12 protein-coding genes are annotated in these 15,771 nt (G+C 58.6%); 5 read left to right on the forward strand and 7 right to left on the reverse strand.

Translation table 11 applies throughout. From position 1 onward, the window contains the following. The first annotated feature begins 293 nt into the window (after positions 1–293). Both F475_RS04830 and F475_RS04835 read left to right on the forward strand, forming a co-directional pair. Complete coding sequence (locus F475_RS04830; RefSeq protein WP_111453280.1) at positions 294–1,919, forward strand: methyl-accepting chemotaxis protein; 1,626 nt, start codon at positions 294–296, stop codon at positions 1,917–1,919. 40 nt (positions 1,920–1,959) lie between these two features. Next, the gene (locus F475_RS04835) at positions 1,960–3,147 is read left to right on the forward strand and encodes a pyridoxal phosphate-dependent aminotransferase (protein ID WP_064617730.1); all 1,188 of its coding nucleotides are present in this window, start codon (positions 1,960–1,962) and stop codon (positions 3,145–3,147) included. A 35-nt stretch (positions 3,148–3,182) separates the two neighbouring features. Here the strand turns inward: F475_RS04835 and F475_RS04840 are convergent, their stop codons facing one another. From F475_RS04840 to F475_RS04860, 5 genes are all read right to left on the reverse strand, one after another. Further along, entirely contained in the window at positions 3,183–4,160 is a 978-nt protein-coding gene (locus F475_RS04840) for a D-glycerate dehydrogenase (protein ID WP_111453281.1), read from the reverse strand. 12 nt (positions 4,161–4,172) lie between these two features. Further along, complete coding sequence (locus tag F475_RS04845) at positions 4,173–5,471, reverse strand: MFS transporter (RefSeq protein WP_111453282.1); 1,299 nt, start codon at positions 5,469–5,471, stop codon at positions 4,173–4,175. 61 nt (positions 5,472–5,532) lie between these two features. After that, positions 5,533–6,486 (reverse strand): sugar kinase, encoded by a 954-nt coding sequence (locus F475_RS04850; RefSeq protein WP_111453283.1) that lies wholly within the window; start codon positions 6,484–6,486, stop codon positions 5,533–5,535. Continuing rightward, positions 6,479–7,261 (reverse strand): sugar phosphate isomerase/epimerase, encoded by a 783-nt coding sequence (locus F475_RS04855; protein ID WP_111453284.1) that lies wholly within the window; start codon positions 7,259–7,261, stop codon positions 6,479–6,481. Before F475_RS04855 ends, F475_RS04850 begins: the two co-directional genes overlap by 8 nt. Positions 7,262–7,343: 82 nt before the next feature. Then, positions 7,344–8,363 carry a LacI family DNA-binding transcriptional regulator gene (locus F475_RS04860; protein ID WP_111453285.1) on the reverse strand — a complete coding sequence of 340 codons (1,020 nt, stop codon included), beginning with the start codon at positions 8,361–8,363 and terminating at the stop codon, positions 7,344–7,346. Between the two features lie 240 nt (positions 8,364–8,603). On the opposite strand from F475_RS04860, the gene F475_RS30605 reads away from it, so the two are divergent. From F475_RS30605 to F475_RS04870, 3 genes are all read left to right on the forward strand, one after another. Next, complete coding sequence (locus F475_RS30605; protein ID WP_064617742.1) at positions 8,604–9,410, forward strand: hypothetical protein; 807 nt, start codon at positions 8,604–8,606, stop codon at positions 9,408–9,410. Between the two features lie 149 nt (positions 9,411–9,559). Further along, positions 9,560–11,689: a hypothetical protein gene (locus F475_RS04865; RefSeq protein WP_256597055.1), complete on the forward strand. Its 2,130-nt coding sequence runs from the start codon at positions 9,560–9,562 to the stop codon at positions 11,687–11,689. 339 nt (positions 11,690–12,028) lie between these two features. Continuing rightward, the gene (locus tag F475_RS04870) at positions 12,029–14,389 is read left to right on the forward strand and encodes an autotransporter outer membrane beta-barrel domain-containing protein (protein WP_256597056.1); all 2,361 of its coding nucleotides are present in this window, start codon (positions 12,029–12,031) and stop codon (positions 14,387–14,389) included. A 76-nt stretch (positions 14,390–14,465) separates the two neighbouring features. Here F475_RS04870 and F475_RS04875 read toward each other — a convergent pair whose 3' ends face one another. Beyond that, on the reverse strand, positions 14,466–14,918 hold the full coding sequence (locus F475_RS04875; protein ID WP_111453287.1) for a hypothetical protein: 453 nt from the start codon (positions 14,916–14,918) through the stop codon (positions 14,466–14,468). Positions 14,919–15,118: 200 nt separating this feature from the next. Further along, the gene (locus tag F475_RS04880) at positions 15,119–15,760 is read right to left on the reverse strand and encodes a DUF1345 domain-containing protein (protein WP_019649642.1); all 642 of its coding nucleotides are present in this window, start codon (positions 15,758–15,760) and stop codon (positions 15,119–15,121) included. Positions 15,761–15,771 lie beyond the last annotated feature (11 nt).

Here is a 15,771-nt window from a genome sequence, read left to right on the forward strand (position 1 = left end):
CGTAAATTTTTTGGGGCCGCTACGCAGCCCAGCGGGAGCAAGCTCCCTCGCCACAAAGGCTACTGCGCAAAGCCGACCTCCGCGCAACATCTGTTTCACCGCTGAAACACTCTGCCGCCCTTGAAAAATATTTCTCCAGACCCCTGCAAAAATCCTAAACCCCGGCCGATACAGCCAATAGGCGTACACAAACCAATTACAACAGTGGCGCCAAACTGAAAGGTGCGCGCCATCGCCCGCCCGCCAGTGATCATGGCAAGGATGCTCGCCGCCTCAATTACCGAGATCATCCTATGTCACTGCGTAATCTGAAAATCGCGCCTCGAGCTTTCCTCGGTTTCGCTTTCATCGCCTTGCTGGTCATCGTGCTGGGTGTGTTTGCGGCGAATCGCATGTCGATCATCCGACAGGCCTCTGTGGATATGGAAAGCAATCAGCTACCCAGCGTCGGCTTCTTGGGTGTCATGACCGAAAACGTGCTGCGTCTGCGAATTCTCTCGTTCCGGGTTCTGGTGAACCGTGAGCCCGCGAGCCTGCAAGAAGCAGAAACCCGGATCGGGGTACTGGTGGACAAGGTCAAGCAGGCACAGGCTGCTTATGGGGCATTGCCGGCCGGCGATGAGGAGGCGGCGTTATTCAAGACATTCTCGGCCACGCTGGACAAATACCTGCAAGCGGTGCGCGAGATGATGGAGCTTTCGCGGCAGAACAAACTGGATGAAATGCTCAACCTGATCAACACCCGGGTCAAGGACGGTACCGATCAGATGGGCGAGCAGTTGAACAAGTTGATTGCCATCAACAAGGCTGGCGCGACTGCGGCCGACGCCCAGGCCAAAGAGCAGTTTGCCTTTGCCACCAATGGCATCATCGTGGTCTCGGCGGTCGCTGCCCTGATGACCGTGCTGCTGGCCTGGCTGTTGACCCGCAGTATCGTCACGCCGCTGAACCGTGCGGTGCTGGCAGCAGAAACCATTGCCAGCGGCAACCTGAGCAAGGTCATCGAAGTCGACGGCAACGACGAACCGGCGCGTTTACTCGGCGCCTTGGCCACCATGCAGACGAACCTGCGCAAGACCATCGAACAGATCGCCGGCTCCGCGACGCAACTGGGCGCCGCCGCCGAAGAACTCAGCACCGTGACCCAGGAAGCGTCCCGTGGCCTGCAACAACAGAACAACGAAATTGAACAGGCCGCCACCGCCGTCAACGAAATGACCGCCGCCGTGGAAGAAGTGGCACGCAATGCGGTATCGACGTCCGAAGCCTCGAACCAGTCGACCGCGGCCGCCCGTGAAGGTCGTGACCGAGTAGTGGAAACCGTCGACGCGATCCAGACCATGACCCACGACGTGCAAAACACTGCACTGATGATCGAGGGGCTGGCCACTCAGGGCCGCGACATCGGCAAAGTGCTGGACGTGATCCGCGCCATTGCCGAGCAGACCAACCTGCTGGCCCTCAACGCTGCCATCGAAGCGGCCCGTGCCGGAGAGGCCGGGCGTGGCTTTGCGGTGGTGGCGGACGAGGTCCGGGCGCTGGCCCATCGCACTGCGCAATCGACCCAGGAAATCGAGAAAATGGTCGCCGGCATTCAGAACGGCACCGGTGAAGCGGTTTCGTCGATGCAACAAAGCAATCAGCGCACCCAAAGCACCCTGGAAATGGCCCGTGCGGCAGGTGTTGCCCTGGAACAGATCACTTCATCGATTCAGCTGATCAATGAGCGCAACCTGGTGATCGCCAGCGCTTCGGAAGAACAGGCCCAGGTGTCCCGTGAAGTCGACCGCAACCTGGTGAACATCCGCGACCTGGCCACCCAGTCGGCCGCCGGTGCCAACCAGACCAGCGCCGCCACCCATGAACTGTCACGACTGGCGGTAGATTTGAATGCAATGGTGGCGCGTTTCGTGATTTGAGATAGGGTTGAAACTGGAACTCGCGCGTTAGGAGAAGTACATGCGCTATTCAGCCTTGACCCAACGAATCGACGGTGATGGAGCGGCAGCCTGGAAGATTCACGATCGAGCGCTGGAATTGCGCGAGCAGGGCGTCGACGTGCTGCTGCTGTCGGTCGGCGACCCGGATTTCGATACGCCGCTGCCGGTCGTCCACGCGGCCATCGACAGCCTGTTGGCCGGTGACACCCATTACTCGGATGTGCGCGGCACCCGTACATTGCGCAGCAGCATCGCCAGCCGTCACCAGCAGCGCTGCGGCCAGGAGGTGGACGCCGACCATGTGATCGTGTTGCCCGGCGCTCAATGCGCGGTGTATTCGGTTGCCCAGTGCCTGCTCGACCCGGGTGACGAAGTGATCATCGCTGAACCGATGTACGTCACTTATGAAGGCGTGTTCGGTGCCTGCGGGGCGAGCGTGGTGCCTGTGGCGGTGCGTCCGGAGAACGGCTTTCGGGTCGAGCCGGCGGATGTCGCAGCGCTGATCACCGCTAAAACCCGGGTCATTCTGCTCAACAGTCCGAACAATCCCTCCGGTGCCAGCCTTTCCTTGAAAAGCTGGCAGGAACTGGCGGCGCTCTGTGTGCAACATGACCTCTGGCTGATCAGCGATGAGGTCTATAGCGACCTGTTGTATGAGGGCGAGCACATCAGCCCGGCCAGCCTGCCGGGCATGGCCGAGCGCACCGCGACCCTTAACAGTTTGTCCAAATCCCATGCCATGACTGGCTGGCGGGTAGGCTGGATGATCGGCCCGAAACCACTGGCCGATCATGTGATGCATCTGTCGTTGTGCATGCTGTTCGGCATTCCGGATTTCGTTCAGAAAGCCGCGCAAGCGGCACTCGATAAGGATTTGCCGGAAGTGGCGCTGATGCGTGAGGAGTATCGCCAGCGACGCGATCTGGTGTGCGCGAGGTTGAGCGGTTGCCCCGGTATCCGGCCGATCAAGCCCGATGGCGGGATGTTTGTGATGCTCGATGTGCGCCAGACCGGGCTCGGCGCCCAGGATTTTGCCGAGCGGCTGCTGGAAGGTTATGGCGTGTCGGTGCTGGCCGGCGAAGCCTTCGGGCCGAGTGCGGCGGGGCACATACGCATCGGGCTGGTGGTGGACCAGCTGAAGCTGGCTGAAGCGTGTCGGCGGATTGCGTCCTGTGCGGCGGATTTGCTGCAGATGCGACGGGCCTGATCGTTCCCACGCGGAGCGTGAGAACGATCAGTTCCTTACCCCTTCCACGCTCCGGCATTCACCAGATTCACTGGCCGCTCACCCGCCAACGCCGCCAACAAATTTTCGACCGCACAAGTCGCCATAGCCTCCCGTGTCTCATGGGTCGCCGAGCCGATATGCGGCGTCGCCACCACATTGTTCAACTGCAACAGCGGCGAGTCATGGCGCAACGGTTCGCGCTCGAACACATCCAGTCCGGCAGCGCGAATCCGGTTCTGCTGCAACGTCTCGATCAACGCCTCTTCGTCCACCACCTTACCCCGTGAAATGTTGATGAAGATGCTTTGCGGGCGCATCAAGGCGAACTCCCTGGCGCCGATCAGCTTTTCGGTTTCAGCGGTCAGTGGCAAGGTCAGGCAAATGAAGTCGGCCTGCTGCAACAACTCGGTCAGGCTGCGGTATTGCGCATTGAAGCGTTGCTCCACCGCCGGTTTCGGCGAATGGCTGTGATACAGAATCGGCATGCCAAAACCGAAATGCCCACGCTGCGCCAACGCCTCGCCAATCCGCCCCATGCCGATGATGCCCAGCGTCTTGCCATGCACATCGCTGCCGAAATGCGCCGGGCCAATGTTGCGGTTCCACTGGCCGGCGCGAACCATGTTCGCCAGTTCCACCACGCGTCGGGCGGTGGCCAGGATCAGCGCGAAACCGGTGTCGGCGGTGGTCTCGGTCAACACATCGGGGGTGTTGCTGAGCAGGATCCGCCGTTCGGTCAGGTAGTCGATGTCGTAGTTGTCGACGCCGACGGACACACTGGCAATCGCTTCCAGGTTCGGTGCCAGGTCAAGCAACCCGGCATCGAGTTTCAGACTGGCGCCAAGCAACCCTTGGGCGCGGGGCAGGGCCTGCCGCAGCTTGGCCAGGCCTTCGGCGTCGAGGCTGTCGATCAGTGTCACCTCGGTCTGCTCGTGCAAGCGAGCCATCAGCAGCGGCGAGAGTTTCTTGTACAGCACAACCTGCTTTTTCATATCAACATCCATTCAGGAATGAGCCGCCACCGGCCGGGGCGCGGCGGCTTTGGCCACGACCCGGTCACTGGCGCCGGGCTTGAGGAAAATCGTCAGCACCACCGACACCAGCAACGCGCCGCTCATCAGCAGATAAGACGCACCAGGCGATCCGGTGGAGCTGTTCAGGTAACCGACCAGATAAGAGCCGCCAAACGAACCGAGCGCGCCCATGCTGTTGATCAACGCCATGGCGCCACCGGCCACGTTGGCCGGGAGGATTTCTGGAACGATGGCGAAGAACGGCCCGTACGGGGCGTACATGCAGGCACCGGCAATCACCAGCAGGGTGTAGGACCACCAGAAATGCTCCGCGCCCAGCGCGTAGGAGCCGTAGAACGCAATTGAGGCGATCAGCAGCGGAGGCCAGACGAAGCGTTTGCGCTTCTGCAGTTTGTCCGAGCCCCAGGACACCAGCAGCATGCCGATCACTGCCGCCAGGTAGGGTAACGCCGACAGCCAGCCGGCTTCGATCATGTCCATTTGCGCGCCGGCCTTGAGGATCGATGGCAGCCACAGCACGAAACCGTAGACGCCGATGCTCCAGCAGAAGAACTGCAAGGCGAGGATGATGACTTTTGGCGAACGGAAGGCTTCGGCGTAGTTTTTCACTGCCTTGATGCCGACCTGTTCGGCGGCCAAGGCACTTTCCAGGTCCTGCTTTTCCTGGTCGTTGAGCCACTTGGCCTGAGCCGGACGGTCATCGGCCAGACGCCACCAGATAAACGCCCACACCACTGCCGGCAAGCCTTCGATGATGAACATCCAGCGCCAGTTGAAATGCTGGATCAGGTAGCCCGAGACCACCGACATCCACAGCATGGTCACCGGGTTGCCGAGGATCAGGAAGGTATTGGCGCGCGAGCGTTCGGCACGGGTGAACCAGTGGCACAGGTACACCAGCATCGCCGGCATCACCGCCGCTTCGACCACTCCGAGCATGAAACGAATGACGATCAGCCAGTAGGCGTTGGAGACGATCCCGGTCAAGGTCGCCAGGGCCCCCCAGAGAATCAGGCTGACAAAGATCAGTTTCTTCACGCTGTGCTTCTGGGCGTAGATCGCGCCCGGAATCTGGAAGAAGAAATAGCCGAGGAAGAACAGTGCGCCGAGCAGGGAAGACAACCCCGGGGTGATCATCAGGTCCTTGGCCATCCCGGAGGCGGCGGCGAACCCGTAGTTGGCGCGGTCCAGATACGCCAGGCTGTAGGTGATGAACACGATGGGCATGATGTACCACCAGCGGCGGGTGGCCAGTGTTGCGGTTTTCATAGTGATGCTCCTGAGCTTGTTGTTTTTGTCGCAGCAGGTAACGGTTTAAATGCGGTGGTGACTATGCGGGCCTTATCTCGGGCAAGTCGGCATACATTTCGGCTCGGGTAGGCAACCCCTCCATATCCCCACGGCTCTGCACCGCGCGGCTGCCGATCCAGTTGGCACGTTGTACGGCTTGGGCAACGCCGTGGTTTTCCAGCAGGGCGCTGATCAGGCCCACGGCAAACCCGTCACCGGCACCGACCGTATCGACCACGGTTGCCACGGGTACGCCTGCGACGAAACCTTCATCCTGATGCGTGCGGTAATACGCGCCGTGCGGGCCAAGCTTGATCGCCACGGCTTCGGCGCCCTGGTCGAGGTAAAACGCCGCGATGTCGGCGGGGTCTTCGAAACCGGTCAGCAACCGTCCTTCGCTCAACCCCGGCAGCACCCAATGGGCGAGGGCGGCGAGGCGGTTGATCTCGCTGATCATCTGCTGTTCGCTGGCCCACAGGCTCGGGCGCAGGTTGGGGTCGAACGACACGCTGCGCCCGGCATCGCGCATGCGGGTCATCAGTTCGAAGGACATTGCCCGGGCCGACGCGGATAGCGCCGGAGGAATGCCGGTGGCATGCAAGTGCCGGGCGTTGAGCAGCGACGGGGAAATCGACTGCACCGACAAGTGACTGGCCGCCGAACCGCGACGGAAATATTCGACCACCGGATCGCTGCCGTCATCGGCGCGGGATTTGAGTTGAAACCCGGTGGGGTGGGCCGGGTCGATGTCGACGTGGCTGCAATCCAGGCCTTCTTTCTTCAGCGTATCGATGACGAAACGGCCGAGAGAATCGGCGCCCACCCGGCTCAGCCAGGCGACGTTAAAGCCCAATCGCGACAGGCCAATGGCGACGTTGCTGTCGGCCCCGGCAATGCGCTTGTGGAAGTGGCCGACGTCGGCCAGTTCACCGTTCTGCTCGGCAACGAACATCGCCATGGTTTCGCCGAACGACAGAATCTCGATCTCAGACATGCGCAGGCTCCAGGCGGGATTGGCCGAGGCAGGCGAGGGTAGCGACGTGTTCGGTGGTCAGCTGCACCAGGTCATCGCCTTGCAGCGGATATTCCGCTGCGCGCATCACGTTCTGGGGCATGTGCCGCAGCAATTGTTGCCACAGGTGCAAGTCACTGGCCGCCGGTGGTATCGCCACCAGTTTGCCGTCGACCCGACGCGCCACTGCTTTGCAGTGCACGTAGCCGACATGTCGACCGAGCATTCGCGCGGCGCTGGCGGCGGACTGCTCCTGCCATTGCCAGTTGCCGATATCGAAGGTCATTTTTATTGGCAACTGATGCTGCTCGACGTCGGCGAAGAAACGCTGGAACGGTTCGATGCGGCCGCCGTGCAAGGTCTGGTCGTTTTCCACCAGCAATTGCACCGGGCTCTGCTGCAACACATGCGCCAGTGTTTGCAGGTCATTGTTGTCGGTGAAATAACCCAGGGAGACTTTCAGCCATTGTGAGCCGAATGCCTCGGCGCGTTGCAGGGTCGAGAGCAATTCAGGGTTGGGTGCCGATTGCCCGGCCAGCCACAACTCCAGCGGCGAGGAATACACGCTTTCCAGGCCCCGGGATTGCGTGGAGTCGGCCAATTGCGCGGGGTCTTCAAGGGTCAGCAGCTCTTCGCGCCATTCAATGTGCGTGGCACCGGCAGCGGCCAGCACTTCGACAAAACTACCCTGGCCACGTTGGCGCACAAGCTCGGCGCCGTAGCTGGACAGGCTGATGGAAACGGGTGGTTTGTTCATTGTTATCACCTCTGAAACCGGTTTCATTTCTGTTCAAAAAAAATGTTCAAAGAAATATCAGTGGTCGATGCCGTTCTTTCAGTCACCGAAAATGCCCAAGAGTCGACCCCCGCACGATCAACCGCGCCGCAAAATCCAAAGTCCGCACCTGCCCGCCATCCCCGCGCAAACGCTTGAGCAAACACTCGAACGCACTTGCGCCAATGTCCTCGGTCGGCTGGGCGAGGGCGGTAATCCCGCTACCCACCAACGGATACCAATCCAGATCATCCAGGGCGATCAGCCCGATATCCTCAAACAGGTTGCACTTCAATTCACGCAACGCATGGGTGCTGGCCAGCGCAGCGATGCCGTTGGCGCAAAACAGCGCTTTCGGGCCAGGGGTTTCAAGAAAGGTTTTCAAGCGGCTGGTCAGATCGCCGCCGGTTTCAACTACCGCGCCTGAGAGCGCCGGACGTTGCGCAATCTGCGCCTTGAAACTGCTGACCCGCTCGATCCGTGAACTGGTGCCGTCATACGGCTCGGTCACCAACAGCACATCGCGATAACCGCGCTCTTGCAGGTGGGCGAGGGCCATTTCAACGGCGGCAGGATTGTCTAGCCCCACCAGATCGCTATCGAACTGTTCGACCTTGCGATCCACCAGCACCATGGGCATTTCCTGCTGCAATTCGCGCAACTCATCCACGTGGTGGCCGAGGGTGTTCACGATCAAGCCTTCAATGTTGTACGAGCGCAGCAGCGCCAGGTGCTGACGTTCCTGCTCGTCATCGCGATCGGTGTTGCACACCACCAGGCTGTAGCCGTGCCGACGGCAGGCGGTTTCCACGCCATGCATCACAGCAATCGAATAAGGGTTACGGATATCGGCCACCAACATGCCGATCAGACGCGTGCGCCCACGTTTCAGGCCGCGGGCCATCTGGTTAGGGCGGTAGCCCAATTCGGCAATCGCCTGCTCGATGCGCAGGGCCGTGGCATCGGAGAGCAGGGCGCGGTCATCGCCGATGAAGCGCGAGACGCTGGCCTTGGAGACGCCCGCGTGTTCGGCGACGTCGAGCATGGTGACGCGGCTGCGCTGGGCGGCGGAGAAGTCGTTCACGGATAGACAGCCTTCTTATTGGAATTATTCAGGGGCGACCGCAAGGTCTGAAACCGGTTTCAGGTAACCGCATAACCCATCGGCTCGTCAAGCTTGAAAAGATCTGAACCCGACGACAGGGCCGGAGTATTCCGACCAGCGGTAGTTAAACCTGTCAGATCTGACAGTAGGCGAGATCGCGATTACTGCGTTTAATTTCTCCCGAAGCAAAGGGTTTTCAAGGCCTCTGGAGAACGGCGAATGAGCACAACGACACCCATCGGAATATTCGCCGCGCCATTAAGCATTGACGGTGTCGGTGCCGATAAGGTGCTTCCGCCGGACGCGCACCTCAATGGCGTGACACTGCGAATCCCCCCTTGGCTCGCACCTTCGCTCAAACCTGGCGAGAGTGATTTGCTGCAGATCTGGATTCGAGAGCCTGGGGCAACGTCCGACACTCGTTTTTACAACAACCTTTTTCCCGTCCCGGTGGTGTTTCCGACCTCGATCCACTTGCCCTCGCAGTTCCTGCAACTGATAGGTGACATCACTCTGACCTACAAGGTGACGTCTGGAGATACCAAGAACGAGGATGACTCGCTGGCGCAGGTGTTCATCCTCAAACGCCCGGTCCCGGTCAACCTGAAGGAACCGGTCTTTCCCAACGCAACCTTGTGGGGTTACCTGAATTGCAGGACGTCTCCAGCGATCTGGGTGGTGGTCACTGTGCGTGTTCCGGCACAACCGGGGCGGTTCCTTGCAGGCGATGTGTGTGAACTGGGATGGGTAGGCTTCAGCAGCCTCAACGGCAGCGGTAACGCCATTCCAGGCACGGCGCTGAGCTTGCGCAAAACATTGACGCAGCAGGAAGCCGATTCAGCGCTGGGCTTCGACTTCAGGCTCGAAAGCGACAAATACGAAAAACATATCAAGCCTATGGTCATCAACGCATCGGCACTCGCTCAGTACACGCTTTATCGAAAGGGTGTCGCTCTGGGTCGATCGGCCCCGGGCCTGGTAAAGATCGACCGGGGCGTATCGGGGAATCCACCTTGCGGCCCATAACTCAAGGAGTCTCAAGTTCAACCGTTGTAGAACACACAAACGCAAGAAAAACGTCAATCCCAGGGACATGCAGCCAGGAGTCGCGAGATTTTTCATTGGGACACAACGTTGATGGTTCAACGATTAATTCATCCATGGAGCATACAAACATGAATATGCAGGTTAAATCTGGCGGTGTCCTTGCCTTGCCTCCGACTATTGTCGGTGTGTTGCCTGATGGCCGAATTCCCTATCAACAACTGAAAGTCGACAGACGGGTCAAATTTCAATTGGCCGATGTCGATGACAAAACGCCTGAAGGCGCTCACAGAATCGAACTTCACGTGCACCCGAAAGGGGTCAAGCCCATAGAGTTCGACCCGACATGGGTGGTTTTGGAGTTGTTGAAAGCCAATCAGCCAGCGGCTGACTGGACGTTTCCGATCGATTTTGACGTGACTGGAGCTGCACTCGATCGACTGGTCGACAGGTTTGATATGAACGGCGAATACGCGGAATACGGCGCGACATTCATTATTTATGACGCCCACACCAACCCCGATATATCTGATCCACCTCTTGAGTTCAAAGTCGATCTGACCGCGCCTTACCAGCGCCAACCCGGTACGGGCAACGGCACCGGCCCCCGGCCTGTGTTGATCAGCCAGACTGGCTTGCCTACGAGGATTGACGAAGCCTGGCTGGCGGATCCCGCCAACGCCGGCGGTCTCGATTTGACCATTCCTACCGGCTATACAAAATTCGAAGCGTTAACCGATCTCGTCAGTTTCTATGTTTCTACGCAAACAACATTTACAGGGATGCAGGGCGACGTCAACGGAGCCTCTGTCATCGATTTTCCGCTGCCGGTTGGCGGGGTCATCAACATTCCGCTGGCCGATCTGCAGGCGTTGAGGGATGGTTCGTACTTTTATTCCTATAACCTCAAGGATGCGCCAGGAAATATCAGCAACAACTCGGCCATCACGTTGCTGTTCAGTCGGGTAAGTGCCCCCGCCCCGGTACTGGGCATTCCTAGGATCCCGGTCACCGGCCCCAACGGGCAAACGCCCATCACTTTTGCGACGGTGGCACCTCCTCCTTCCAAAGCCGTGATGGAAATCGATTTCCCGCTCAACTCGCGTCCAGGTGACCGGATCATCCCGCATATCTCCGATTCGGACGGTAATGTCTACGATCTGCCTGAACAGCAAATTCCACCTGCCGGTACACCAGGTCCATTGACGTTCGTGATTGACTACGACTTCTGGGCGCAAGTTTTTGGTAACCCCAACAGACAGGACGAGGAGCAGTTTGAGTATTGGTACGAATTGCGTCGCCCTACGATTCCGGTCAACCCGGTTTCGCAGCCGCAGCAATTTGGCGTTGTCGATTTTTCGTACGCCGGGCCTGAGCAACCGAACCTGCCAGATCTGACCAACCCCAACATTGTGCCGGTGGTGGTTCAGGGCGCAGGCGCTCCGGTGCCCGCTCCCAACACACTCGGCCCGGCCCAGGCAGGGCTTGCCGCCACCATGACCTGGACATTGTGGACAGATCCAGACCGACTGGTGACAGGGCGTGAAATCGTGACGTTCTACTACCAGGGCAAGCAAGTAGGGAGCCCGGTGGGCGTGCAGGCTGGGGATACGACGGTCACCACGCAATTGCCTTGGGACACGATCCTGGCCGAAGGCAATGGCAGCGGTGCAATGGCGCGAGAAGCCTACATCACCATCGGATACCCTGGCAGCGCGAACGTGATGACGCAGACACCGGTGACCCCGGTTAACGTAACTGCGGTCGTGATCGATCTCCCGGCGCCACAGATCATTGTTTCAGCCTTCAGAACAGCCACCGGGACCCTGGTGCCGGAGCGTGTCGCGACTTCCATCAACTGTCCAAGCATGGATCACCCGACTGTAGCGAACGGGCCGATGCCGCCTTACGCGGCGCGCAGCCTGCGGATCAGGATCCTGCGTGATCCCAATATCCCTACAGGCGCAATAGTGAACCTGGAATTTGAGGGCCGGGTCACCAACACGGCGGGTGGGGCTGCAATTCCCGGCACTCAGATCACGGATTCGAGGCCTATGCCAGCGACCGGAGTGCTGGAATTCAACCTGACGGACTACACCGCCATCAGGACGATCCAGCTGCCAAGCCCCGGCCCGGGTCAGCGACCTGCCACCCGTTTTGCGCGCATCGCGTATACGGTCAACGGAATCACTTCCGAGGTCATCGTCCCCGTGGCGCTCTTGAACTCGAGCCTGGTGTATTGCGAGCAGAACCGTCCTTGATAACGGATCAGCAGCGCTTCGAATGAAACTTCCCAGGATAAGGGCGACAGCAATTGTCGTCCTCATCCAAGGAGGTGAAGTCAGATACGTACGAGCTTACGACGCAAGGGGATAAATCGTACAAAGACGGAGATTGATCCTACATATCCCCGGGAAAGTTATCCGTAGTCTGGCGACCGTTTTAGTCCGGCTCGCACACCGTTTGAGTCGGAAACTCGTTCCTGATGGAATGCAATCGAGTAGGACTCAACTATGTTGCCAAAGTCGCAATTTCCTTTTTTGAAAACATCGATCAGCTTCTGGGTGGCAACCCTGATGCCTCTTCTGATGAATTCATCGATGACTCAGGCTGCCACTGTTCCGGCGGGCACCACTCAAGCCATCGACGCCACGACACCCCTGCAAACCTGGCAGCTTCAAAGCAACGCTACGTTGAACGCCACCAATGCCACAACACTGCAGATGACCAGTGCTGCTGGTGGTGTGTTCAACTTGACTGGCTCAAACGTCAGCGCCGCAACGGGTTCAGGTATTTCCCTGACCAACGCCAGCGCCAACCTGGACAACTCGAGCGTCAACAGTGCCACCGGCATCGGCATCTCTGCGGTACGAAACGTCGCCAGCGTCGGTGGTTCGAATGTGATATTGCGCAATGGGTCTGTCGTTCGAGGTTTGCAAGGAGGTATCGCGGGCAACCGGTTCAGCGTCCTCAATCTGCGAAATTCCACTGTTGAAGGGACTGGCGCCACCAGTTTCGGGATTCGGATGCTGGAGGGTTCACTGTCGGCCACCGGAAGTACGATCACCGGCGGCCTCAATGGCGTGACGGTGGGCACCGACACGCAAGTATCGACTGTCATTCCAACCACCATCGTTCTGGACGCTACCCGTGTCGAAGGCAAGACAGGGTCGGCGTTGGTGGTCGGCATCAACGCGCCGAACTTTCCGACCGTGGCCAACATCGAAGTGCGTAATGGCTCGAGCCTGGTCTCAGGCAACAATACGTTGCTGGAAGTCAGGCGAGGCGCCTCGGCTGGTTTCCTTGTGGATAACAGCGCATTGACCGGTAATGTAACGGTGGCTTCCGGCAGTTCCGCCAACGTCACGCTGCAGAACAATGCATCGTTGACCGGGGACCTGCAAAACGTCACGACCGCCGTGTTAAATAATCAGGCACGTATGACCGGTAATGTGCTGGGTGCTTCAAGTGTCGCGCTTGATAATGGTTCGACACTGAGCGGTAACCTGGACAATGTCGCCAGCGTGTCCATCAACAACCAGAGCATCATGACCGGCAACGTCAACGCTGCGACGGGCAGTGCTTCTGGCTTGACACTGGATAACGGGGCGAGCCTGACGGGGCAAGTGAACAACGTCGCCAATTTCGCCATCAGTAATCAGGCGCTCTGGCAGATGACCGGCAGCCAGTCGGTGAACAACCTGACACTCAGCAATGGCGGCGGAGTCCGATTAGGCACTAATCAGGAATATTTTCAACTGAACGTGGCCAACCTGGCGGGCAACGGTACATTCAGGATGAGTACCGATTTCAACCAGGGCATCAGTGATTTGTTGAATATCACTGCAAGCGCTGCCGGCAATCATCAGTTGCTGGTTCGCAGTTCGGGTTTCGATCCGGTCAATGATGCTTCGATCAAGGTGGTGCAGAGCGTTGCTTCAAACGCGCAATACGGCCTCGTCAACAACCAGGTCGATGTCGGGGCGTTCACCTATAGACTGGTGAAGGACGGGAATGACTGGTACTTGCAACCCGACAAGGAAGTCGTCAGCACACCGACCCGCTCGATATTGGCGATTGCCGGCACGACGCCTGCGGTGACCTACGGCGAAATGCCTCTATTGAACAACCGGATGGGCGATCTACGTGTCAATGGCGGGCAAACCGGCGGATGGGTCCGGTCTTTCGGCAGTCGGTACAGCATCGGCAACAATGCCTACGGGAACGGCTATAGCCAGCGCCAGTACGGGTTGTCAATGGGGGTCGATACCCCGGTGGAGATCGCGGGCGAGCGCGTGTTGCTGGGTGTGTTTGCCGGTTACAGCAAATCCGTTCTCGATCTGAGCCGTGGCAGCTCCGGTGAAATCGGCAGTACATCCCTCGGCGTTTATGGCACCTGGCTGGGTGATAGTGGCTATTACCTGGATACGGTGGCCAAGCTCAATCACTTCCGCAATGAAGCCAATGTGGCACTGAGCGATAACACCAAAACCAAAGGCAACTACAACAATCTGGGCGCCAGTGCATCGGTCGAGTTCGGCAAGCGTATCGACTTCAAGGACGGCTATTACGCAGAGGTGTTCACTCAATGGCAGGCAGCCTCCGTGCAAGGCAAGGACTTCAGTCTGGACAATGGCCTGAAGGTCGACGCCGACACCACACGTTCAGTGCTTGGCAAGGCGGGTGTAACGCTGGGACGTGGCATGACGCTGTCTGACGGCAGCGTCCTGCAACCTCATGTGCGTGTTGCTGGCGTTCATGAGTTCGTGAAGACCAATAAGGTGCGCGTCAATAACAATGAATTCGACAATAACTTGTCCGGCAATCAGTTGGAGGTTGCCGCCGGAGCATCCTGGACCCTCAATGACCGCTGGCAGCTACACGCGGAACTGGATACCAGCAAGGGCGATGGCGTTACCAAGGACTTTGGCGTGAACATGGGGGCGCATTACAAGTTCTGACGCGAATGAAAAAGGGAAGCGCTGGCTTCCCTTTTTTTGACTGTGTGTCCCGTCCTGAATAAGGTTTACACAGCGGTTAATATTTCAAAACTTGAAAATCACCATTGAGCTGAAATGTAGTTTCGTCGGCATTCTCTACGACCACCTTGAACCTGGCTTTGACGTTAGCGCTGTCGACAGCCGGTTCGATTTCGATTTCGCCTGAAATGGCTTCACTTACCACGGTGTCGTCTTTAAAGCTGAGTGCCACATCGGGACTGCTTTTGATCGCATGTTTGCCCACCGGAAAGTCCTTGGGGAGGATGATGATAATTTCACGTGCCGGATAGCTTTTGGCTTTAGTATTCGAAGCGGGTCGATCGATGGCCGTAATCTGTACGGCATCAAGTTGTTGAACGCCGACTTTTACCTGGTCTATCAGTCGGGAAGTGGCAATGAAATCCTCGAAGGGTGTACCAGTGTTGGCGTAAGCCTTCGCAGTAACATAGTTACCTGGGGCAAAGCTGATTTGTTTGATTACAGCGTTCATGAATAGGATCTCCGTTCACTAAAAGGAAGTATCCAAAGGCCGTCCGACCCTAACTCTGGATGCACCATGGAAGCGTTTTCCTGACGGGTTGTAAACTGTCAAACCTGACAGGTTACAGCTGTCAAAATCTGTGAATGGATGGCCTCAGCATGCAGGCACAAAACGCTGGTATCCAGGCTGAACAGAGCAGGGGGCGGTCGTCAGCTGAACAAACCGGCGGCAATGTTGATGGAAAACCCCAATATCGCCGTGTTGAACACAAACCCGATCAACGATTGCGCTAGCACGATCTTGCGCAATTCCCGCGTGGCGACGCCGACATCCGCGGTCTGCACCGCCACGCCGATGGTGAACGAGAAGTACAGGAAGTCCCAGTAATTGGGGGTTGTCAGCCCTTCGGCAAATCGCAGCGCAGGTTCCTTGCCTTCCCAGGTGTAATACAACCGGGCGTAATGCACGCTGAAAATCACCCCGATCAACAGCCACGAGCCGATCACGGTCATCCCGGTAAAGCCGTAGTGCAACAGCCGGTGATAGGTGTCCAGATCTTTGCTGCCTGCTAGTTGGAGGGTGATGGCGGCGAGGCTGGCCAGTGCAGCCATGCTCACGGTGAACAGCACCAGCCCGGCGTTTTCGTCCTCGACTTCGGCAATGCGTTTCACGTCGTCGGCTTTGGAGCGCATGGTCAGCCAGATGATCAGGGCCAGATACGTCCAGACCCCGGCATTCCAGCCGATGAGGATTTTGCCGAGGATCGAATCGGCCGGAGCCAGAATGCCTGCCGCGACGCCAAGGGTGGCGGCGGCGGACAGGCGAGGGTGGGTGCGGGCGAGGAAGGGCATGGAGACTCACT

It is taken from the genome of Pseudomonas sp. URMO17WK12:I6 (assembly GCF_003253625.1).
GTDB lineage: Bacteria > Pseudomonadota > Gammaproteobacteria > Pseudomonadales > Pseudomonadaceae > Aquipseudomonas.